Origin of the sequence: Mycoplana azooxidifex, assembly GCF_014196765.1 — a bacterium.
In the GTDB taxonomy this organism is placed as follows: Bacteria; Pseudomonadota; Alphaproteobacteria; order Rhizobiales; family Rhizobiaceae; genus Mycoplana; species Mycoplana azooxidifex.
This window is the reverse complement of the sequence record NZ_JACIEE010000006.1, coordinates 322,655-344,741: the sequence shown is the minus strand read 5'-3', so window position 1 is coordinate 344,741 and position 22,087 is coordinate 322,655. Positions and strand designations below refer to the sequence as shown.

Genomic DNA, 22,087 nt, shown 5'->3' with positions numbered 1-22,087 from the left:
TCGTGCCTAGCTGCTCCTGAGCAAACGATCCGGGCTAGTACTGGAACTGCTCGGACAGGATGCGCTCCGACCATGAGTGGTCGGGGTCGGAGAGGATGATGGCGGTCGAGCTCTCCGACTGGGCGATCCGCACGGAGCGCACCGACTTGATCTCGGTGTAGTCGGCAACGGCGTTGACGGGCCGCTTCTCGGGTTCGAGGATCTCGATGTCGACGGTGACATGGTTCGGCAGGAGCGCCCCGCGCCACCGCCGCGGCCGGAACGGGCTGACCGGCGTCAAGGCCAGCAGCGGCGCCTCCAGCGGCAGGATCGGGCCGTGCGCCGACAGGTTGTAGGCGGTCGATCCGGCAGGCGTCGCCAGCAGCAGGCCGTCGCAGATCAGTTCCTGCAGTCGCGTCCGGCCGTCGATGGCGACCTTGAGCTTGGCCGCCTGATAGGACTGGCGGAACAGATAGACCTCGTTGATCGCGAGCGCATCGCTGACATGGCCGTCGGCATCGACCGTGCGCATTTCGAGGGGCCGGCAGATATTGGCCACCGCCCGTTCGATGCGGGCAGGCAGGTCCGCCAGGCTGAAGCGGTTCATCAGGAAGCCGATCGAACCGCGGTTCATGCCGTAGACCATCTTGCCGGAGTTCATGGTCGTGTGCAGGGTCTGCAGCATGAACCCGTCGCCGCCAAGCGCGACGATCACGTCGGCCTCGTCCGGTGGGGCATCTCCATAGCGTTCGACCAGTTCGCCCCGGGCCTGCTCCGCCTCCGGTGCCGGCGAGGCGACGAACGATAGCGATCGTATCTTGCGGCTCATCTTCTGTGCTTCTGCCTTCCTGCCCGACTGTCCTGCCTGCCTTGTCCTTGCCCGGCCGTCCGCTCCACGGCCGGCGCCGGCAGGAGCACGCCTGCAGGCCCGCCTTTTTGGCATGCCTCGCCGGCAAGCGCATCATAATTTTCAGGCGCTTGCCGGACGGCCGGCGAAGCGGCGGTCGGCACGGGTCCCCCGGATTCCATTCGGGCAGTTGCGGCAAGAATGACATTAGGCATGTCGGAAAGGCTGGAGCCGATCCTGAAGTAAAGCATAAAGTCTTGCGTCGAAATACATGATTTAATTGGTGAGCGCGCAGGGATTCGAACCCTGGACCTACTGATTAAAAGGATTTTGCCAAGTCCTGATTTTCAGTCTGTTGCGGTGGATTTGCGCCAAATTTGCGCCAATCGGAGGTTTTTTGAAGACTTGGGAAGGATCGGGAAAGGCCCAGTTAAAGGCCGATTTTGTTCATGCGGGCGCGGCGGTCATCGGATGCGAATAGATGCCCGTAGCGCGTCGTTGTCACGTTGATAGAGCTATGCCCGGCGAGGCCCTGCACTTCCTTATGAGAGAATCCGGTCTCAATCCAAACCGAGATTGCGAAGTGTCTCAGGGCGTGCCAGCCTATATCAACGCCAGCCGCCTTCTTCACCTTGGCCCACTCACGTTTCGTGAAGTTGGTGTGGCTAACAGTGCCACCCTTGCTGTCAGGGAAAACGAAGTCGTCATCCGCGCCGAATGCCGTCGCCTCGCGCCACGCCTGCAAAGCTTCGACAAGCTCGTCAGCTAGGTCTATGTCGCGCTCACCGGCTTGCGTCTTGGTCACGTCCTCAACACCTGCATAGGCATCCACGCGCGCAGAGACAGACACCAGCGCGCGCTTGAAGTTGATATTGCGCCAGCGCAAGGCCCAGAGCTCAGAAGCGCGTAGGCCGGTCCGTCCGGCGAATTGAATGCGAAGGGTTAGCGAGCCCGGCTGATTGGTGTTTGCGGGCCGGATACTGTCGGCGGCGGCAACCAGCGCATCATATTGTTCCTTGGTCGGCGGGGTGACGCGGGAGTTGCCAGATGCGCGGGCCGCTTTCACACTGATGTCTTTAGCGGGATTATCTCCTGTCAGGCTGGCGATGCGGGCATGGTCAAAGCAGCGCTTCAAGGCCCCCACGGTGCGGCGCACAGTCGGAATGCCAACGCCGGCCGCTTTCATGTCTTCGGATAGGCCCTTCACGTCACCCGGCAGCACGTCCATAATTTTGAAGTGGCCGAGAACCGGGCGCACATGCTTATTGAGTAGCCCGGCCGTGTTGACCACGTGCATTTGCGTGACTTCCCTTTTTGCAAGCTCGGCAAGCATTCCCTTGTGATAGGCGTCGATTACGTCGCCGACAGTAGCGCTCTTGGCTTCGGCTCGGAATGCATTGGTGTCAATCTTGCCCTCAACCTCAATACGGCGTGTGTTTGCCAGCGGCAGGCTAGAGAACTGCTCCTTGTGCCGCTTGCCGGCGCGGTCGGTGTAAGCCAGCACCCATGCTTCGCTCTGTCCCTTGGCAGTCGTCCAAATCCGCTTTTTAATTGTAGCCACCGCTAATGCTCCATAAATCAGTTGGTCTGAAATGGGCTTAGCTCCGTCCCTCGCAGCCTGTCAACCGTCTAAGGCTATGCGGCCGTGCCCGGCCGACGGCCCGCTTTTTGGCGGGATGGCAAATCGGACACATCTTTTTCGCAAGCAATATCAAATAGATGGAGTGTCAATTATCGCTAATATACGTGCTTAGGCCGGGCACATCCGTCGAAATCCGCTCATGAAATCAACAGACTGACTCAATCGCTGAATATTGCAGATGATAAAAAGCGGAGCAGAAACAAACACTTGTTCTCCGGAAAAGGCGTATTACATGAGCATCACCGGGACAAACCGGGAAGGAGACGACGCCAGACGAAAAGGAGCTACGAATGAACGACAATTGCGAACTGCTGTGCGGCGCTGCCGCTATTGCCTCTGCCCTCAGCATCCCCCGCCGCAAGGTCTATGCGATGATCGAGGCCGGCACTATCCCAACGATCAAGATAGGCGGCACCGTAGCCATCCGCAAGGCCAAGCTCGCAAGCTGGCTGGAGTCGCTGGAAGCGGCGGCTTGACGTGGCGCCATTCTCTTACAAGCGCGGGAGTTTGTCCGTCGCTTGTCACGAGGACGCCCCTGAAAGCCTAGAACCTGCCGACGAACTGCCTACCTTTGCATTTGATCCTGGCGAGGACGCGCTAGCCGTCGAATTCGATGACGGCCTAGATGCGACGAAACCGCTTCCGGTGCGCCTCGACCTTGTAGACGAGCTAATCCCACAAGTTGGACGCGTTGGGATTGTCGGACCTTCGGGCTCTGGCAAGACATTCGCCGTTGGCGACCTCGCGGCGGCAGTGGTGACGAAAACCGAATTCGCCGCCCGGGACGTCATGCGGCAAGGTGGCTTCGCGTACCTCGCATATGAGGCATCCGGCACCATTGATGCACGATGGAAGGGGCTTCGCGAGAAGTACGGCCCGGCGCTGGACGGAAAGCCATTCTTTCCGGTTAGGAACCCACCACCGCTCGACACGGAGAACGGCTGGAACCGGCTTAAGGCTACGCTCGTCAAGATGCATCGCCATTGCGTCGAGAAGTACGGTCTGCCGCTTGTCGCCTGCGCCATCGACACGGTGCATGCGTCGGGCATGGTCATGGATGAAAACGACGCAAACGGCTGGAGCGTGGCACTTCGGCACCTGAAGGACATCGCGGACACGCTCGGCATTGCCGCTATCATCGTGCATCACAGTGGCAAATCTGGCGACGGCGCGCACAACAAAGGCGAGACGTTGAACCTTTGGCGCGGTTCGTCTTCTGCGCCTGCGGCCATGGATAGCGTTATCGGCATCAAGGTGGAAAAGCGGGACGGCCACGTTTCGCGCCGCCAGATGTTCCACGAGAAGAGCCGCGACGGCGAAACCGGCTACATCGCGGATATCGAAACCAAGTCCATCAAGGTTGGCATGAAGGCGAACGGAAAGCCTCTAACAACCCTGATATTGCACTTCAACCCGAACGGGCGGGAAGAGCGGGCGGCGGAAGTGGTGGCGCAACGGGTGGAAGCGAAGCGGGCAAAGCGCAAGCGCGGGGAGTACGAACTGCCGGCCCTGCAAGCTATCAGGCGGACAGCGATTGCAGAGTGCAAGGAAGTCCAGATGCCCGACGGTCGCCACGCATACGATGCGACGACGGAAGGCGCATATCAGGTCTTTCTGCGGGATGCCGGCGCGGGGTCGAACGCAAGGAAGTGCTGGGATCGGGCACTTAAGGCGCTCGCGATGCACGACGGATTAGAGATCGATGACAGGCTTATGAGGCTGTCAATCATAACAGATGAACCAATTCGCTTGGGTGCATTCGCGCACTCGTCATCGCCCTCGTCAAATGACGAGTAGCATGACGAGATGACGTTTTGACCCCTGCTAGCCCTCGTCATCTCGTCACTCGTCATCCCCCATTACCTAATGGGGAGATGACGTGACGACGACGAGCGTGGTGGCGAACAATGAGGAGAAGGAGATTGACCATGGGAAAACTGATTGAGGGAGAATTCCTCACGATAGAAGCCTTCGACAAGGTGCATTGGAGATGGCGTGTGCACGTGTGCGAGTTCGCAACGCTGGAGCGCGTCGGGCATTACTACGTCTTGTCCACGTCATCTAAGCGCGTCGGGCTAGCGATTGAAGATACGCCCTACAAGGTGCTTGCGAAGGAATGGAATAAGTTTGTCCATCGGTACGGAACCATCGATGCACTTGTCCGGCGCATTGATGCGCGCCTTGCGGCTGAGCGGCTGAAGGCGGTCCCCCGTCGGGATTACTCGCGTATGATCGCGAACGCGGATCGCAAGGCGCAGGCGGCGGCATGACTGGTGCAACTGAAGGCGCTGACGGCCTGACGGCCGGCGGCCCGCTTTCCATACGATCCGCAATTCAACAAAAGGAGGACACGAATGACAGACAGGGAAAGCAACGCATATCACTGCCCGGAGCCTGAAGAGGCGCTGAGCCCTGAAACCATAGACGGCATGGTACGGCTAGCGATTGAGAGAGCAAGGGCCGGCGTCGTCTCGGACGATCCTGAGGCGATGGCGATCCGCGAGATGGTCGATCTCGCTGTAGAGAAGGCAAGGGCCGGCCGGACTGCCTAGAAGGGGGGGGCTTGATAAAGTGCGGGAATGAAGCCTGTCGGGGGACCGGCGGGGGGCCTTTTCGTACACGCCTGCAAAATGGGAAGTTTTAGGCGGCTGGAGTGGTCCCGTCGCCTGAATTACGGGGCGCAGTGTTGCAGTTTAGCAACATCCCCAGAGACACCCACAAGCGGCGAGTTTGGCCACCAGTGCGCTTCTTTTTAAAGGCGCAGGAAGCAACGAAGCAACACAAAATCACGGCAAGCGCGCCAGCGGGCGTCTGTGGGGGATTGTGCATGGCACGGTTCGCCTCTGGACGTTCGTCGGCCCTGCCAGTCACAAAGGAGACCAAAATGCTACATCAGAAGAAGATTGATTCACTTACCGCGCTCAAGACGGTCGCAGAAGAGCGGATGCAGGTGCTTGGCGCCAAGGCCGCGGCGCATTCCCGGTTTTTGACGGCTGCGGAGGCCGCTCAATTCGACAAGTGTGCGAGAGACGCGAAGAGCTACGCCATCGCAATCCAGCATTGGAGTGCTGTGCAATCGTCTTTTGGCCCTAGGCCGTAAGTCGTCACAGCGGCCGGGCGGACGTCCCTGGCATTCGTCGGGCCGCATCCATGAAATAGACCGTCGTTACCGAGCAACCATGAAGGAGAACAAACCATGAATAACGCACTGCTGCCAGCATTCCAGAGGCTCATTGAAAAAGCTGCGGACGTTGAGGGCATTGACCAAGAGGTCTTGGGCCGTGTGCTTGGGCACTTATCCGCTGATTTAAGTGCCCGTCTCGCTATCGTACAGCGGAAGATTGAAGGGGCCGCAGTCATCTTGGAGCGCGCTATCGACACGCTGAAGGCACAACAGGGTATGAATTCGGTTGGCCCTTGTCGAGGAGGCCAAGACTGCGGGGGCTAACCGAACCGACGGCGCTTGGACGCCACCATCCTCATAGACTCACGGATAGCCAAATCTTATATTTACATGCAACCGCACGAGGTTATTCGCGCTGAATGGTCACCTGGCCCCGACCCTTGTCGATCTCTTGGCGAATAGCTGCTGCAACATCCCCCCGTCCCTCGCCTTCGAGAGTGGAGGCGACCATCTGCGCGCTACTGACGCCTCCATTTATCATCAGCGCTCGCACAAGAGCGCTGATGAGCGATGGATCGATGGTTGGTCCCGAAATCTGACGTACCGCACCAAGAAGGTTGCCATGGTAGACTTCCAGCGTATCTTTCGTGCGCGTCGCCGCTTTGAGCTTCTGGCTTGCAACCTTGCTCGCCACAATCGCCTCAACAGGAGTGATGTCGATATCGAGTGTTTCGACCGATCCGTCGGTCGTCAGCGTCTTCCGGACTTTGATTCCGCTATTTGTCTTCCGAGAGACCTTGGCCATTTCCTTCACAGACCGCGCAACGTCAGCTATGCCTTTTTCTACGGCAGCGGACGGTTTCGGTTTTAAGGCGTTTGCGAGCTTCACCCCGAAGGAAGTGATGTCATCGATGGCCTTGGCGATCTCTGCAATGCTTCCCGCGACGCCGCCGACAGCTGCTAAAGCATCGTATAGCGAGAACCAGGTTGATCCGATCTCCAGCCTGCCCAAGACAAGACCACGCCCATTCAGAGTGCGATAATCCGTATCCAAAGCGTGGAGAACGGTTGCGACCTCTGCCGCACCTAGCGGCTTTTCGCCAGTGAACGCAATCGTAAGCACTCTCGCGTCTTCTGTGTTCCTGCTAAAATCGAAATCAGCCATAGTTCCCCCAGGTGCAATTCTTGAGGTTGTATCTGTACCCGATTCTCTGCAAGCGTTTCGCGCCTCTGCTCAAGCCGGAACCGGCTTGTCAGTCTTGGGCCGCAAGCGGATAGGCGGCTTTGAGGACCCGCAACTGCGTTAGCTGCCACTAGACGAGAGTGAGTTGTCCACGCTTGCTCCCAAGGCCTGCGTGGCACCGTCGGGTCCGTCTCGATCAACACGTCTGTGCAACGGAGTTCGGGCAGCATCCTCACGCATGAATTCCGACACCAGCGACGTCATCGCGCCCGCGATGCGCCATGCCTGGAACAACTCTTCGTGGAGAGCTTCCAGATCGGCGATCATCACATCGCGTCCTTCGTCGGTCTGGATCTTGAAATTATGCCGTTCGTAGAACCCGTGGTTCAGTCGGTTCCTCGCCTTGAGAGCCAAATCAAATCGATCCACCAAACCACCCTCGAGATGGACAAGACCCTTGAGAGTGGTCAAGAGCCGTCCGAGCGTGCTCCTGTCGATCTTGTAGAGGGCGGCGCGCGCCTTCTCGCCATCCGGCGCGACGTGCCAGCCGTGCTCAAGCGCCTGGGAGCACAGTATTAAAGTGCCGAGCTCAGTCTCGAATAGCTGGGCGGCCTCGGCCGTGATCCCGAATTTCGCGTAAAGCTCCTCTCGTGTCGCCACCGTCCTTACTTCCCTCCAGCGATGGGTTTGGGCGCAGCCGCGCCGAGTTCCCCTAGGAATCGACTCGGCAGAAGGTTCGCCATGACGCCAGACTTAGTCCTAAACGCCACGTTAGCGCCGTAGGCATCCTTGATCGACATCTGCTGTGGATAGCTGATGAAGAGACTGCCGGGCCAACCTTTCGCCAAGTCGGATTTCACGCGCGTGATACCGACATAGAAGAGCCTCCGCGCTTCCTCTAGGGCGGCATCCTTTACCGCTTTAGGCCAGTCCGGATCGGGCGCCGGCGGCAGAATACCCTCGACGCAGCCAGCGACGAATACGAACGGCGAGCTGAGGCCCTTGCTCTTGTGGAGGCTCATGAGTCGCACTTCCTCGACGGTAGGAGGAATGTCGGGCTGGGTGATTTCTTCCATCATGCCGCCGAGCAGTTCCCCCGGATCCCCAGCCGTCTCCAGTTTCGCAAGGGCCAAGTCCCGCAACTCCGACAGGTTCTCGTCGCCTGTTGGGAAGAGCGCATCAACGAATGCGGGCAGATCCGTCTTCAGTCCGTTCAGAGCATCCAGCTCCGCCTGGATCGCCTTGAACCGCTCCACGAGCGGCTTTGTATAGGGTAGCGTCAGCACTTCGTCCGCGAGCTTGTGCATCGCGGTCCATGGGCTGTCTCCGCTCGCCTCGCAACGCGTTCGTACTCGCGCATAGGCATTCCGTCGAAATTCATCATCGCCGGCGCCAAGCAGATATCGGAGCGCCACCCGGTCCTCGTTGTTGAGCAGGAGCTTGAAAGTCGCGAAGCGCTCTTGCGCCACCTCGGAGGCGAGCTGACTTTCCTCGTAGTAGGATTTGGCGGGAACACCCGCCTGTCTCAGCGATTCGAGAATAGGACGGCCGGCGACGGCGCGCTGGACGAGAATGATGATTTCGCTCGGGTGAACGCCGCTCTCGAGAAGGCCCGCCACCTTATTGGTGATCCACTTCGCCTCACTGGAAAGGTAGGGCACCTGGACGATAGCTACCTCTCCTGGACCCTTTTCTTGCAGCGGGTTGAGGGCGCGAGGCTGGCGGTTCTTGTTCACGGCGATCAACGCGTTCGCCATGTCGACCACAGTTGTCGGGCATCGGTGACAGTCCGCCATCTCGAGGTCCGCGCACTCGGGATGGAGATTCTTCCATTCCCGGATGCCATCGGGGTGCGCATTTTTAAAGCTGTAGATGGATTGGTCGTCATCGCCGACGATGCAGATCTCCGCCGCCTCGCCAAGATAGTAGAGAACTGTTTGCTCGGCTTTGTTGAGGTCCTGGAACTCGTCGATCAAGAGATGCCTGAACTCCGTCCGTTCGGCGGCAGCCGGGTTGTCCCTCAGGTAACGGACCAAGTACGGGATGAGCTCGCCGATCAGCATGCCCTGATGGAAATCCAGCCAATCCAGCAGATGGGCCTGGAACTGCTTTTCCTCGTTCGTCTTCGCGAAGCCCGGCTCGTCTCCCTGGCTCTGAGCCCAGGCAGCCATATATCCTTGGATCATGCTCCTGACCAAGCGCTTCCCGCCGTTGTCGCCGGCAAGGTCGCAGATCATCGCCTTTGTCTCGAAGGCGTTCAATGGCCGGGGAGCTCGACCGACTGCCTCTAGAACGTGCTTCCGCGAGAGGATGCGCATTGCGAGGCTGTGCAGCGTTTGCCCCTGAAGTTCCTCGCAGCCCGGAGTGTCCAGCTTTTGCAGTTCGCGGTGTAAGTCCTCCGCCGCCACCCGAGTGAAGGTAACCGCCAGAATCTCGTCAGGCGCGATGCCCGACTCGAGCAGACGCGCTACGCGCCGCTTCATCGCGAATGATTTGCCCGTTCCTGGTCCCGCGATCACCCGCACCCGAGGCTCCGGCGCCGCCGCGATTCCGTAGGCAACACTGCCCTGATCAAGTCCTGTATCCCAAGCCAATGCTTGCCCCCTTGTTCTCCGTCGAACCCTCGTCGACACAGCTGAAGCGATATTTTCGAGCGAATGCCAGCCTACACTTCCAGCCGGAGGCCTACCGGGTGAGCAAAGAGAATTTATCCAAGAAGATTTCGCGCGCTTCTGCCGGGGGAAGGAAGCCGATCTCAATGAAAGCAGGCTTTACGTTCGAAGGGGCAGCCCAAAAATCAGTGCCCAACGGCATGAGTTGGGCTTGCTCCGCGGCCAGAACACGCAAATCTGCCGCTTTGACAGCTGACTTTGATCTAGGGTCTAAGTTGAAGCGACGAGATATTGCGTCCTCTACGTTAGCTTCTATTTCTTTGTATTGAGGTAGAAGCTGCTTTAGCGGACGCGTGATGTCACCGACAAATGCCTCTGCGGCATCATGCAGAAGTGCCTCAAGATGGAACTGCTCCACGGTGTCACAGACATGGATTGAATGCTCGGCAACTGAGTAGAAACCCTTGCATTGACCGGAAAACCGGCAGATATTCGACAAGCCTTGTGCTATATCCTCGATTGTGAACTCGCTGTTCCATGGATCGAGAAGGTCGAACCAGTTTCCACTTGCCAACATGATGCTGGGTCCGGATTTGATTTTAACAGCGACTTGAGCATTCATCATCATCTCCCTTGAGCGAATCACCTCGACGCTGCTACCTATGGTCGATCGTGGTCGACACTTGGGGCGGGAGCAAGAGTTGAAGCAGATAATTGTCCTTTCAGGTCCGATAGCCGTCGGAAAAACAGCATTTTCAGACGAACTTATGCGCCGCTATCCTTGTGAAAAGGTCTCCACCAGAAAATACTTATTGAAGGTTAAGCAAGTTGCTGACGAGCGTAAGGCGCTGCAACAGGCTGGTGCTGAGCTTGATATGGAAACGAACGGTTCTTGGGTTGCCGACGCGGTAAGTGCATCGCTTCCAGATAACGACAAAAGCTTCATGCTCGTTGATAGCGCACGAATCGTCGCCCAAGTTAGGGCTCTCAGGGATCGGTTCGGAAAAGAAAACGTTCACCATTTCCATTTGACGGCCCCTGATGGCGTTCTCGAGAAGCGCTACCGAGAGCGAGCTGGCCTTGGAGACCAAGCGGTGACCTACAAGGAGGCAAAAGCCGACCTAATCGAGGCGGAGATAGACAGCCTTGCCGAGGTTGCGGATGTCGTTGTCCACACTGAGAAGTCCGAAGTTCCGTCTTGTGTAACTTATGCAGCAGCCGGCCGGCTCTCTGTGGCGAGGCCTCCTCACCACGTCGATTTAATCGTCGGGGGGCAATGGGGAAGCGAGGGAAAGGGCAATATTTGCGCCCTTCTTGCGCACGAGTATGACGTTTTGGTCCGAGTTGGGGGACCAAATGCGGGACACAAGGTGAAGAACCCTGAGTACACCTATCGGCAGCTTCCATCCGGCACAGGATCAAACCAAAAGGCCGAAATTTACATCGCAGCCGGCTCGACAATATCGCTCGAGACACTTCTAAAAGAAATCGATGATCATCCATGGCTGAAAAAAGGGGGGCTTGTGATCGACCCCCAGGCAATGATCATTGAGGAAAAGGACAGAGAAATTGAGGAAAAGCTGCTCGCTGGAATTTCGTCGACTAAGCAGGGCGTAGGATCAGCAACTGCCCGCAAGATCCTTGGAAGAGATGGTGAGCTCGAGTGGGGGCCTCCTGTTAGACTCGCTCGCCACGTGGAGGTACTCAAGTCATATATTGACAATGTCAGTCAACGAATTGAGCAAGCGCTGGCTTGCGGCAAAAAAGTAATGTTGGAGGGTACCCAGGGCACCGACCTCAGTATCCACCATGGTTCTTATCCTCATGTCACCTCTCGGGAAACCTCAGCCGCAGGATGTCTCTCGGATGCAGGTGTCCCCTTTACAAAGCTCAGGCGCGTTATCGTGGTTGCTCGTACCTATCCAATACGGGTCGGTGGCCAGTCGGGACCCATGGGGGTTGAAATCAGTTTTGACGCTATCGCGCAGCGTTCAGGCTTGCCGGTTGAGCAAATCGGAAAAACCGAAATTGGAAGTGTATCAGGTAAACGCCGCCGAATGGCAGAATTTGATTGGGAAAGGATGAGGCGCTCAGTCTACTGGAATGGAGCGACCGATATCGCCCTGACATTCGTAGACTATCTCGGAGCGGAAAATGTTGAAGCGGTGGATTTCAATGATCTAAACGCCGAAGCGAAGAAATTCATTGCCGACCTTGAGCGAATATGCGGTGTGCCGGTCTCCCTAATTTCCAAAGGCTTCGGGCGCGAGGGGCTGATCGACCAGAGGAACTGGAATGACTGAAGAGGAACTAGTTACGGCATATCCGCGCCTTTATCATATGGCACACGACGGCGCGTGGCCTGCCATTAAACAACATGGGCTGATGAGTGCGAGCGCGTTGCTCGACTTGTACGGTGTCGATGGCGAGCGGCGCTTTACGCTTGAATCGCAGCGGCGCCCCGAGTCCGTCGAATTGCAACGCCAAGGCTTGTTGGGCGCGGTTATCAGGGACCAGAAGCCCATGCGCGATCATCTGCTGGCGCGTTGTTTGCAAGACGGGCTTACTCCACAGGAGTGGTACCAGACTCTCAACTCGCGCAGCTTCTTTTGGTTATCTTCCGAGAGAATTTGGAGATTGTTGAGAGCTCGTGCCTATCGTGAACAACCTCAAACGGTGCTGACAATAGATACCATCGGCTTGGTAGCCTCACATCGTGAGAGGATATGGCTCACTCCCATTAACAGCGGTTCGACGCTTTTCAATCCTCAACCACGTGGAAATGAGACATTCCGACGGATAGCCGACTTCCCGTTTCAAGAAAGATCTAGACGTCGGAAGGAAGACAACGTGGTGGAGCTTGTCGTTGATCACTCGGTACCAGATGTCGCAGCACATGTGCTGGCTGTCCATCGCGTGCAAGACGACCGAATTGTGGAGGAGATCTGGCGCAACGAACGTGCCACTGCCACTGACCGCCCCTAAGCTCTGTCATGCATCGGTTTGAGCCTTGCAGGAAATTTCGCTTTTCTCAGAAGGTCGGCAACGTGGCTCGTCAAGCCAACGCTGCCGACAATCAAGATACCTTGCCCCTCCGAAATCGTCGCAAGCAAATCACGCAGGGCTTCAAGACCCGCCGCAGTCTTAAATTCCACCCAAGATTTTGCCTCACCCGGAACAACGACATCTGCCTGCGTGCCGGTCGCGCCACAGTGAAGCTGTACGATCCAGACGACATCACCATCATGGACCCACTCAAATCGCACTGGTCCAAGCCGACTTGCCAGCACCGCATATGTTGCTCGCACATTTTCGATCACAAAAGCCGGTAGATATTCAGGTGAGTCTAGGCCAAGCATAAAGCGGTCACCTTCTCCGCGTCGGCCTTCAACTATTATGAGATCCTTCGCCCCCGCAACGGCCGCCCCAGAGTATTTAGCTCGAACTGCCGACTGACATAGGACCGACTTAAGCTGGGTTCCTTCTGGATCTTCTTTCGACAGAAGTGCAAACGGATCGATCCATCCCTTGACTGTTGTATAGAGCCCAGGCTGGGGTTCGACTGGCGAAGTTCTCGTCCAAACTTCAAAGGATCCTGTCTCCCGACCGAAGGTAAATGGCGCGACACGTCTACCCACGACAGTGGTCTTCGGTACGGGCAATCCGAGACAATCCGCTATGAGCAGACCGAAAGCTTTATCTCCAAGATGGCGGCTAAATCGGTTTGGCCAACTTATGGATGGTGACAGGAAATTTGGTGTATCCCGCTCGTACTCCCACACAATCGTATGCCGCTGATGATAGCCACGCGGTTTTGGATGGATACTGAATTCGACTCGAGCGTTTGCTGCAAAGCTCAGGTCAGGAGCGAAGCCGTAGACGGTCTCCAGAACTCTAGTTCCAAGCGTAAATGGCAACGATGCTACGCCAGGTTTTTCCACACAACGCGGTGTGTCGTCTGGTGAAAACTCGATCAACTGCCCTTGTGCCACGCCTGATACGCCACCGTCTTCGACATCTATCGTTTCGTTGACAATAAGGTGTAGCCGCTCGGCCGATAGCCTCTGAAGTTCAGCCATAACGGCCTCCACCGAACTCAAACCGTATATGAATTCACGGCTACGAGGACTTTGCGGTTCGTAGCTTCTGATATTCACCATCTTGTCTGAGCTATTGGTCAGCAGGGCGGCGATGGCCTCCCAGACGCTCGAAAAGCGGTAGTTTTCCTCATACCCGGTTATCCTGCAGTAGCTTTGAACAAGAGAGCCATCTTGGTTCGGGCGAAAGCTTGCGAATTGCGCCACATTCGCGGTCGCAGACAGTGAATTGAGGATTTCGTCTTTGTGAAGCGGCATTACTCTTCCCGGTCGCTGTTGTTGGTCGCTCTTACAAATCTGCAGCTTCACAGACAACCGTTTTCGTGGCCGCTCAGTGGGGTATGGGCGTCCATGTTGACCCGCAATCTCTGTCATACTGTTACTTTTGAGCCTGGACGATATCGAACCGTCTCAAACCTGGACCACCCAGATCTGAGTCTTCAGAAATCAAAGCAGTTGCATCGGCACTCCACTTACGTTGCCATATCGTCCGTGGGAACCTGTGATGGTGTGGCTAGATGGAGGGCTATGCGGCATTTGGCATCAGCATCCTCCGATGACGCGGAACGTTATTCCGCACTACCTCAAAAGGGTAATTTATAGAATTAGCAGTTTGTGATATGCAGTCTCTATGGGTTGCGACATCGTGCGCAATATCCAAGATTTCTCAAGAGAACGCACCTGCATATATATTCCTCCGCCGGCGGACGGAAGACTGTACTTTCGATTATCAGCGAGGGAAGCCATAGCGGTGGCGGCGTGGTTATGAATGGCACGAGTTACCTGCCGCGATTAAGTGTTTGTGGTGGCGCTGTTCCACTGATCGAGAATGGCGGCACGAGTAGGTCACGATGCAGCGCTTTGAGCGTGGGTTCTATGGCACCTCCGATCCGACATGAGTTTGAATATACAGTTCAGAGTTAGGATAGAGGCGCAACAATTTGGAGGCCGACAATGCGAACACTTGCGATAGCTGCCGGTTTTCTCTTCGGGCTAACTTTGTCTGGCCAGGCGCAATCCCTTCAGATTTTGTGGATCCATCCCGTAGCAGGTCCAATCTGCGCCGGCCCGATGGGGCCTGGCCCATGCGCTCAGATCCAGCAGTTTATCCAACGGCAAGGTAAAACGTCACCTCCGCCAGCGCTTCCTCCACTTCAACAAATTGGGTTTGATCCCGCCGTCGGTCCAATCTGTGCTGGTCCGTTAGGTCCGGGCCCCTGCGAGGCAGTGGGGCGCTATCTCCAGCAACAGTTCGGCCAGGCACCCCCGATAGTCAACGTGAATATCCCCGATCCGCCACGCGTCGGCAATGACCCCGTCGCCGGTCCAATCTGTGCCGGCCCGCTCGGACCGGGGCCCTGCGCCGCAGTGAAGGCGTATTTAGCTCGGCTAAAGGGAGGGTTTCAAGCCACGTTGCCCGACATAGCCTCGGTACAGGTGGAGCGTAGTGACATACCTGGCGTAGAGGCCATGTGTGAGGGTGTAGCGGGTAGGCAGCCATGTTCAATCTTTCAGCAGGAAATCGTCGACTCTGGTCGAGGCCCCACGGTAGGTCCGCTACCGAATCTCGATGCACTTACCGATATAGAAAAAGCTCAAGAATGCGCGAGGCAGGTAGGCCTAGATGTGGTCAATTTCGCCGCGTGCACAGGGGGCGGGGCCGTCCTCCAACCAAATCAACAAGACATGGTCGATTGCGCGGTAGACTCCACGGATACTAAGGAGTTTGCGAAGTGCGCTGCGCCGCTCCTTGGCGTCAAGGTTACGAACCGTCAGCAGAAACTAGCGGAATGTGCGTCTGAGAGCGACGGCGATTTTCGCAGACTCGCGGAATGTGCTGGCGGCGCAGCGCTTGGCCGAAACACCACCACTACCCTGAAGTGCTATCGAGAAGCTGGCGGCGATACGGAATCATTTGCGGAGTGCTCAGCAAGAAACATCCTGGGTGAAAACGCCACCGAGGAACAGAAGAGAGCAATTGAGTGCGTGTCGGAAGCACAAGACCAGAACGATATGTTGTTGTGCTCGACGAACTTCGTAGAGCTAACAGACGATCAAAAGGCCCTAATTGAATGCACTGTCAATTCTGATGGAAATTCATCAGTTTTCGTTGATTGCGCGGGATCTGCAGCCCTGGATAAGTATCTTGGGCGCGACGCGAAGACCGCAGTGCGTTGTGCGCAAGACTCCGGCGATGATGCCGAGCAGTTCGCACTCTGCGCAGCTTCGGGTATCCTCGGCGAAGACGCGTCCAAGGAGCAAAAGATTGCGCTCTCATGTGCAGCACAGTCCGGCGGTGATATCGAAGGCATGGCCACCTGCGCCGGGGCCAATCTTCTGAACATGGAACTTGGGCTTAATCCGGAGCAGCAGATCGCGGTACAGTGTCTAGTTTCCACTGGGGGGCAGCCATATGCCGCTGCGGGCTGTATGGCGACTAGGCTGACGGCGCGTGAACTCACGAAATGCTTCACGGATGGCATAGGCGGCGATGGCTGTTTCGGTGATAACAATGACTTGACCGGAAGAAACGGCTGGACGGCGCGGACGCTAGGACAGATCGCTGGCGGGCCGAATTCGGTGATCAACAATCCTGACCAAATTTGGGGCGGCAATAACTCATTCGTTCGAAATCCCAGTCAGATTTGGGGCGGAGACAACTCGTTCGTTCGAAATCCCAGTCAGATATGGGGAGGGGATAATTCGGTGTTCAATAACCCCAGTCAGCTGGCTCCTGCACCCGTGCAGATCGGGAAGATTGGAAACACACGGATATGTCTTCCTTGGTGCTAACAACGATATTGGGCTTTGCTATGACGGGATGAAGTGAGCCACAATATCAAGTTCATCCCGATCTAAGGGCCGCTTTTGACCGAGCTGGTGGTGATCAATCGCCCGCAGACCGGCAACGATCAACTCATCATTGCCCTGCGTGCCAAGCCACTTGGCGAGGTCGCGCAGCCCGGCAGTGACCGCTGCGGCTTGCAGGACAACCCTATCGGCGGCTAGTAGTCTTTGGGATGGATGGGCGGGACGTAAGGCCGTCAGGCCGCAAAGGGGCGCAAGCCCCGCCAGCGCTTTAAGATGCAGACGAGCCGCCCTTCGCCGGGCGGCTTTTTTATGCGCCATTTTATGCGCCATTTCTTTGCGCCAAGAATGCGCCACGGAAACACTTGCAGTCGCTGGGAAAGAGCCGGAAAAGCCCGGAAAATCAGGGAAGGCGAATTTCTGCCATGGCGCAAAAAAAGGGCGCGACATTACTGTCAAGACTCTGATTTTTCTACGTTTTTTTGGTGAGCGCGCAGGGATTCGAACCCTGGACCTACTGATTAAAAGTCAGTTGCTCTACCGGCTGAGCTACGCGCTCCCGAAAGCGGGCGGCTGCCCCCTTGGAAGTGGGCGGACATATAGCAGGCGTCTTTTTCCGGTCAACCCGTAAAATCGCGTCGAATCGAAGCTTTTGCTGCATTTCGCCGCGCCCGACGAAACGTACTTGGCGCAGCCCGGCCGGGCGGTTATGGAAGCCATGGACATTGGCGCCGCAAGCGCGATAGCGCAGCCGGCGTGGAATGGTGGTAAGTGGTATCCGGACGAGACCGGGAAGAGGCGGACCGGACGCTGTAGCGGGCGTGGGCCTGCGGCGGAGAAGCAGTTGTCGATTGCCGAAATATCCCTGCTGAGCGCGCTTCTGGCCGGAACCCTGTCGTTCCTGTCGCCCTGCGTGCTGCCGCTGGTGCCGCCCTATCTGTGCTACATGGCGGGCATTTCCGTCGAGCAGTTCCGCAACGGCGCGGTTGCCGTCGACGATGGCCGCGCGCGCCGGGCGGTCCTGTTCTCCGCCCTGTGTTTCACCCTCGGCTTCGCCACCGTGTTCGTGGCACTCGGGGCTGGCGCGTCTACGATCGGCATGGTGCTGAGGCGGCACATGGACATCCTGGCGCAGGTGGGCGGCGTCATCATCATCCTGATGGGGCTGCATTTCCTGGGCGTACTCCGGATCGGCCTGTTCTCCCGCGAGGCGCGCTTCCAGGGAGGCGGCAAGCCGGCGACGCTGTCGGGCGCCTATGTGATGGGCCTCGCCTTCGCCTTCGGCTGGACCCCCTGCATCGGCCCGGTTCTCGGCGCGATCCTCGGCGTCGCCGCAGCCCGCGAGACGGTGGGCGAGGGCGCCGCCCTCCTGGCCGTCTATTCGCTGGGGCTTGCCGTGCCCTTCTGGATTGCGGCCGGCTTTTCCGGCGCCTTCATGCGGTTCCTGATGCGCTTCCGCAAGCACCTCGGCGCGGTGGAGCGCATCATGGGCGTGCTGCTCGTCCTGACCGGTCTCGCCTTCATGTTCGGCTACATCAGCTCGGTGGCGATCTGGTTCCAGCAGACCTTCCCGGTCCTTTCGCTGATCGGCTGACCTTTCTTTCCTGGCTGCAGTTCCGATCGGCGCCGACTTGCGCTAGAGGCAATCGAATGCATTTCGAAAGACGGCGGGTGGCATGGCGGAAATTATGGGATTGGTCCTGCCGTTCTTCGGCATGATCCTGCTGGGCTATCTCGCCGCGAAGATCACGCGCCAGCCCGCCGAGGCGCTCGGCTGGCTCAACACCTTCATCATCTACATCGCCCTGCCGGCGCTGTTCTTCAAGATCGTCTCCAGGACGCCGATCGAGCAGTTGACCCGTGTCGATTTCATCCTCGCCAATGTCAGCGCCACCTACCTCGTCTTCGGCCTGATCTTTGCCATCGGCATCGCGTTCCGGCGCGCCCGCGTCGCCGAGGCCACCATGCACGGCCTGGCCGCGGCCTACGGCAACATCGGCTTCATGGGCCCCGGGCTGGCGCTGCTGGCCTTCGGCGAGCCGGCGGCGGTGCCTGTGGCGCTGGTCTTCTGCTTCGAGAACATGCTGCATTTCATGGTCGCCCCGGCGCTGATGTCGTTTTCCGGCGGCGACCGGCGGGGGACGGCGGCGATCGTCAGGGACGTGGTCCGCCGCATCGTCACCCATCCCTTCATCCTGTCCACCGCGGTGGGCTTCGTTGCGGCCTTCTGGCATTTCGAGGCGCCGGCGCCCCTGCAGCGGCTGATCGACTATCTGGCGCAGGCGGCAGCGCCCTGCGCGCTGTTCGCCATGGGCGTGACGCTGGCGCTGCGGCCGCTGAAGCGCGTGCCTGCCGAGATCGGCTACATCGTGCCGGCGAAGCTGTTGCTCCTGCCGCTGACGATGTACCTGCTGCTGGGGTTTGCGGGCAATTTCGATCCGGTCTGGGTCCAGACGGCGGTCCTTCTCGCCGCACTGCCGACGGCGACGAACGTCTTCGTCATCGGCCAGCAGTACGGCGTCTGGCCGGAGCGCGCCTCGGCGACGATCCTGATCACGACGGTGCTGTCGGTCGCGACCGTGACGCTCCTGCTCTACGCGATCAAGTCAGGCCTGCTTCCGGGAGACCCTTTCCCGTAAGCTGTCGCGGACAGCCTTCCACGATCCGCCCGGCTCGACGCCCTCGCGCATGACGACGCTGCGCAGCGGCCCGATGGCCGAGAGCATGTGCAGCCCGGCCGTCCGCATGATCTGGACCGGCAGGAAGCCGGAAAGCAGCGAGCGGTTGAGCAGGTCGACGCTCATGGTGCGGCTCTTGATGTCGGCGCGGCGGCTGCGGTCGAAGGCCTCGCCGAGCGTCGCGGCGGGCTGGGCTGGGTCGGCCAGCAGGTCGCGCAGCGCCATGACGTCGCGCAGGCTGAGATTGAGGCCCTGGGCGCCGATCGGCGGAAAGGCGTGCGCGGCCTCGCCGAGCAGGAGGACGCGCCCCTTGCCGAAGCGCTCTGCCTGCATGCCGGAAAGAGGAAAGGCCTGCGGCGCGGCCTCGACGGTAACCTTGCCCAGCACCGACTGCATGCGCTCCTCGACCGCGCGGCCGAGTGCGTCGAGCGGCAGTGCCCGCATGACTTCGGCCTCCCTGGGCGAAAGCACCCAGACGAGGCTGGAGCGGCGGCCCGGCAGCGGCACCTGCGTGAACGGCCCGTGCTCGGTGTGGAACTCGGTCGAGGTGTTCGCATGCGGCAGCTCGTGGGCGAAATTCAGGACCAGTGCGGTCTGCGGATAGGTCCAGTTGCGCACCGAAATGCCGCACTGGCGCCGCACCTCGGACTGCCGGCCATCGGCACCGACGACCAGCCCGGCAAAGATCGAGCGCCTGTCGGAAAGGTGCAGTTCGACGGTGGTCTCGGTGACGACGAGCCGCTCGAGCTTCGCCTCGAAACGGCCGATCGCCTGGTGGGCGGAAATCCTCGTCTCCAACTCTGCCAGGAAGGGCGCATTCGGGATGTTGTAGCCGAAGGCGGGCAGGCCGACCTCGCTGGACCTGAAGCTGACCGGCGGCGCGCGGAAGAGCCGCCCGGTACCGTCGAGGATGCGCATCGTCTCCAGCGGCGCTGCGACGGCTGCGATCTCGTCGAAAAGCCCTAGGTCGCGGATGAAGTCCATCGACTGCGCCATCAGCGCCGTCGTGCGGCCGTCCGCGCTGCGGCCTGCCGGTGCCACGAGCGCCACCCGCTTGCCCGAATCGGCAAGGGCGAGTGCGGTGATATTGCCGGCGAGCCCGGCTCCGACGATAGCGATATCAAAGGCTTCCATGCGACGTGTTGCTTTCCGTTCATGCTTTCCCACAGAAATGCCTGCGGGGCTTGAGCCGCAAACTACGCCCGGAATCGGCCAAAATCCATGGGTTCCAGTGCCGCGGGTCGCGCGCACCGGTCGCAGCAACGGGCAGCTTTCCGGATTTCCGCTGGAAGCGGCAGACAATCGGTGCATATTACCGGGCAAAATCCCGCGATGACGGCGGGTCTTGTCGTGCGGCGCAATGGCCGGGGCGCTTGGGAGATAACAAGGGCAAGCGATGAAGTTCTTCAATTACAGGCGCGTTCCCTATGCGGAAATCCGTGCCTTCTCCGTGCATATCCTGACGGCGTCGGGCTCGTTCCTGGCCTTCCTCGGTGTCGTCGCCGCAGCCGAGCATCGCTTCGTCGACATGTTCTGGTGGCTCGGGCTGGCCCTGCTCGTCGACGGGATCGACGGCCCGATCGCGCGCAAGGTGCGGGTGAAAGAGGTGCTGCCGAACTGGTCGGGCGACACTCTCGACAACGTCATCGACTACGTGACCTACGTCCTCTTGCCGGCGTTTGCGCTCTACCAGAGCGGCATGATCGGCGAGCCCTGGTCCTTCGTCGCCGCCGGCGCCATCGTCGTTTCCAGCGCCATCTACTATGCCGACATGGGCATGAAGACCGAGGAGTATTTCTTCTCCGGCTTCCCGGTCGTCTGGAACATGGTCGTGTTCACCCTGTTCGTCATCAAGGCCAGCGAGATGACGGCCTCGATCGTCGTGTTCGTCTCGGTGTTTCTGACCTTCATGCCGATCAACTTCCTGCACCCGGTGCGCGTGGAGCGGCTGCGGCCGCTCAACCTCGCCGTCTTCTTCGCCTGGGCGGCGCTCGGCGGCTACGCGCTGCTGTTGCATTTCGAAACGCCGCAATGGGTTGTCCTCGGCGTGGTCGGAACGGGGATCTACCTCTATGGTATCGGCGCGGTGCTGCAATGGCTGCCGCGCCTCGGCAAGCATTGATTTTCCGGGAGAGTTAGAATGACAAAGGCCATCATCGTCCGGTCGCTCGGCGGCCCCGAAGTGCTCAGGATCGAAAACGTGGAGCTTGCCCCGCCGGGTCCGGGCGAGGTTCGCATCAAGCAGGCTGCGATCGGCCTGAACTTCATCGACGTCTATTTCCGCACCGGCCTCTACAAGACCGAACTGCCCTTCATCCCCGGCAAGGAGGGCGCCGGCACTGTGACGGCGCTCGGAGACGGCGTCACCGACCTCGCCGTCGGCGATCGCGTCGCCTATGCGTCGGCGGAAGGGGCCTATGCGGCCGAGCGCAATGTCGCGACCCGTCATCTGGTCAAGGTCCCGGATGAGATCTCTCTGGAAACGGCGGCGGCGATGATGCTCAAGGGCATGACCGCGCAGTATCTGCTGCTGCAGACCTTTCCGGTCAAGCCGGGCATGACGATCCTCTTCCATGCGGCTGCCGGCGGCGTCGGCCTGATCGCCGGCCAGTGGGCCAAGGCGCTGGGTGCCACAGTGATCGGCACGGCGGGTTCGAAGGAGAAGGTCGAACTGGCGCTGGCGCACGGCTACGACCACGTCATCGACTATTCCAAGGAGGATTTCGTCGCCCGCGTATCGGAACTGACCGGCGGCAAGAAGTGCGACGTGGTTTACGATTCCGTCGGCAAGGACACGTTCCCGAGGTCGCTGGACTGCCTGAAGATGCGCGGCACGTTCGTCTCCTTCGGCAACTCCTCCGGTCCGGTGGATGCCTTCAACCTCGGCCTGCTGGCACAGAAGGGCTCGCTCTATGCGACGCGCCCGACGCTGTTCCAGTACATCGCCACGCGACCCGAACTCGATGCGTGTGCAAACTCGCTGTTTGATGTTGTGCGCAGCAACAAAGTGCGTATCAATGTCAACCAGACCTATCCGTTGGCCGATGCGGGGCGCGCGCACACGGATCTGGAAACAAGAAAAACAAGCGGAGCGTCGCTGCTCATTCCCTGAAGGGC

General features: G+C 59.0%; 21 protein-coding genes and 1 tRNA gene. 12 read left to right on the top strand and 10 right to left on the bottom strand.

What is annotated here, in order from left to right; translation table 11 throughout:
* Positions 1 to 34 precede the first annotated feature (34 nt).
* Positions 35 to 808 carry an NAD kinase gene (locus GGQ64_RS16135; protein ID WP_246422696.1) on the bottom strand — a complete coding sequence of 258 codons (774 nt, stop codon included), beginning with the start codon at positions 806 to 808 and terminating at the stop codon, positions 35 to 37.
* Positions 809 to 1,256: 448 nt separating this feature from the next.
* Positions 1,257 to 2,387 carry a tyrosine-type recombinase/integrase gene (locus GGQ64_RS16130; RefSeq protein ID WP_183806144.1) on the bottom strand — a complete coding sequence of 377 codons (1,131 nt, stop codon included), beginning with the start codon at positions 2,385 to 2,387 and terminating at the stop codon, positions 1,257 to 1,259.
* Between the two features lie 371 nt (positions 2,388 to 2,758).
* Here GGQ64_RS16130 and GGQ64_RS16125 point away from each other — a divergent pair, with 371 nt between their 5' ends.
* The 5 genes from GGQ64_RS16125 (at position 2,759) to GGQ64_RS16105 (ending at position 5,568) form a co-directional block, all read left to right on the top strand.
* The gene (locus tag GGQ64_RS16125; RefSeq protein ID WP_183806143.1) at positions 2,759 to 2,944 is read left to right on the top strand and encodes a helix-turn-helix domain-containing protein; all 186 of its coding nucleotides are present in this window, start codon (positions 2,759 to 2,761) and stop codon (positions 2,942 to 2,944) included.
* 1 nt (position 2,945) lies between these two features.
* Positions 2,946 to 4,265, top strand: coding sequence for an AAA family ATPase (locus tag GGQ64_RS16120; protein WP_183806141.1), 1,320 nt, complete (start codon positions 2,946 to 2,948; stop codon positions 4,263 to 4,265).
* Positions 4,266 to 4,396: 131 nt separating this feature from the next.
* Entirely contained in the window at positions 4,397 to 4,738 is a 342-nt protein-coding gene (locus GGQ64_RS16115) for a hypothetical protein (protein WP_183806139.1), read from the top strand.
* 84 nt (positions 4,739 to 4,822) lie between these two features.
* Complete coding sequence (locus tag GGQ64_RS16110; protein WP_183806137.1) at positions 4,823 to 5,020, top strand: hypothetical protein; 198 nt, start codon at positions 4,823 to 4,825, stop codon at positions 5,018 to 5,020.
* 332 nt (positions 5,021 to 5,352) lie between these two features.
* The gene (locus GGQ64_RS16105) at positions 5,353 to 5,568 is read left to right on the top strand and encodes a divergent polysaccharide deacetylase family protein (protein WP_183806135.1); all 216 of its coding nucleotides are present in this window, start codon (positions 5,353 to 5,355) and stop codon (positions 5,566 to 5,568) included.
* Positions 5,569 to 5,998: 430 nt separating this feature from the next.
* Here the strand turns inward: GGQ64_RS16105 and GGQ64_RS16100 are convergent, their stop codons facing one another.
* From GGQ64_RS16100 to GGQ64_RS16085, 4 genes are all read right to left on the bottom strand, one after another.
* Positions 5,999 to 6,757 (bottom strand): hypothetical protein, encoded by a 759-nt coding sequence (locus GGQ64_RS16100; RefSeq protein ID WP_183806132.1) that lies wholly within the window; start codon positions 6,755 to 6,757, stop codon positions 5,999 to 6,001.
* A 138-nt stretch (positions 6,758 to 6,895) separates the two neighbouring features.
* Entirely contained in the window at positions 6,896 to 7,435 is a 540-nt protein-coding gene (locus GGQ64_RS16095; protein ID WP_183806130.1) for a hypothetical protein, read from the bottom strand.
* A 5-nt stretch (positions 7,436 to 7,440) separates the two neighbouring features.
* Positions 7,441 to 9,369 carry an ATP-dependent helicase gene (locus GGQ64_RS16090; protein WP_183806128.1) on the bottom strand — a complete coding sequence of 643 codons (1,929 nt, stop codon included), beginning with the start codon at positions 9,367 to 9,369 and terminating at the stop codon, positions 7,441 to 7,443.
* 91 nt (positions 9,370 to 9,460) lie between these two features.
* Entirely contained in the window at positions 9,461 to 10,009 is a 549-nt protein-coding gene (locus GGQ64_RS16085) for a hypothetical protein (protein WP_183806126.1), read from the bottom strand.
* Between the two features lie 79 nt (positions 10,010 to 10,088).
* On the opposite strand from GGQ64_RS16085, the gene GGQ64_RS16080 reads away from it, so the two are divergent.
* Positions 10,089 to 11,690, top strand: coding sequence for an adenylosuccinate synthetase (locus GGQ64_RS16080; protein WP_183806124.1), 1,602 nt, complete (start codon positions 10,089 to 10,091; stop codon positions 11,688 to 11,690).
* Entirely contained in the window at positions 11,683 to 12,372 is a 690-nt protein-coding gene (locus GGQ64_RS16075) for a DUF7002 family protein (RefSeq protein WP_183806122.1), read from the top strand. The genes GGQ64_RS16080 and GGQ64_RS16075 overlap by 8 nt, the downstream gene beginning before the upstream one ends.
* Here GGQ64_RS16075 and GGQ64_RS16070 read toward each other — a convergent pair.
* Positions 12,369 to 13,742, bottom strand: a complete 1,374-nt coding sequence (locus GGQ64_RS16070; RefSeq protein ID WP_183806120.1) for a hypothetical protein — start codon at positions 13,740 to 13,742, stop codon at positions 12,369 to 12,371. The genes GGQ64_RS16075 and GGQ64_RS16070 overlap by 4 nt on opposite strands.
* Positions 13,743 to 15,170: 1,428 nt before the next feature.
* On the opposite strand from GGQ64_RS16070, the gene GGQ64_RS16065 reads away from it, so the two are divergent.
* A complete protein-coding gene (locus GGQ64_RS16065) occupies positions 15,171 to 16,277 on the top strand; it encodes a hypothetical protein (RefSeq protein ID WP_210300271.1) in 1,107 nt (368 codons plus the stop codon).
* 18 nt (positions 16,278 to 16,295) lie between these two features.
* Here GGQ64_RS16065 and GGQ64_RS16060 read toward each other — a convergent pair whose 3' ends face one another.
* A complete protein-coding gene (locus tag GGQ64_RS16060) occupies positions 16,296 to 16,751 on the bottom strand; it encodes a hypothetical protein (RefSeq protein WP_183806116.1) in 456 nt (151 codons plus the stop codon).
* 24 nt (positions 16,752 to 16,775) lie between these two features.
* Positions 16,776 to 16,851 (bottom strand) — tRNA-Lys (locus GGQ64_RS16055).
* Between the two features lie 285 nt (positions 16,852 to 17,136).
* Between GGQ64_RS16055 and GGQ64_RS16050 the strand changes: the two genes are divergently transcribed.
* Positions 17,137 to 17,886 carry a cytochrome c biogenesis CcdA family protein gene (locus tag GGQ64_RS16050; RefSeq protein WP_183806114.1) on the top strand — a complete coding sequence of 250 codons (750 nt, stop codon included), beginning with the start codon at positions 17,137 to 17,139 and terminating at the stop codon, positions 17,884 to 17,886.
* 82 nt (positions 17,887 to 17,968) lie between these two features.
* Entirely contained in the window at positions 17,969 to 18,931 is a 963-nt protein-coding gene (locus tag GGQ64_RS16045; protein WP_183806111.1) for an AEC family transporter, read from the top strand.
* Here GGQ64_RS16045 and GGQ64_RS16040 read toward each other — a convergent pair.
* Entirely contained in the window at positions 18,899 to 20,104 is a 1,206-nt protein-coding gene (locus GGQ64_RS16040) for a UbiH/UbiF family hydroxylase (RefSeq protein WP_183806108.1), read from the bottom strand. The two genes, GGQ64_RS16045 and GGQ64_RS16040, sit on opposite strands and share 33 nt — an antisense overlap.
* Positions 20,105 to 20,366: 262 nt before the next feature.
* On the opposite strand from GGQ64_RS16040, the gene pcsA reads away from it, so the two are divergent.
* Positions 20,367 to 21,092 carry a phosphatidylcholine synthase gene (gene pcsA, locus GGQ64_RS16035; RefSeq protein ID WP_183806106.1) on the top strand — a complete coding sequence of 242 codons (726 nt, stop codon included), beginning with the start codon at positions 20,367 to 20,369 and terminating at the stop codon, positions 21,090 to 21,092.
* Between the two features lie 18 nt (positions 21,093 to 21,110).
* The gene (locus tag GGQ64_RS16030; RefSeq protein ID WP_183806104.1) at positions 21,111 to 22,082 is read left to right on the top strand and encodes a quinone oxidoreductase family protein; all 972 of its coding nucleotides are present in this window, start codon (positions 21,111 to 21,113) and stop codon (positions 22,080 to 22,082) included.
* The last annotated feature ends 5 nt before the right edge of the window (positions 22,083 to 22,087 follow it).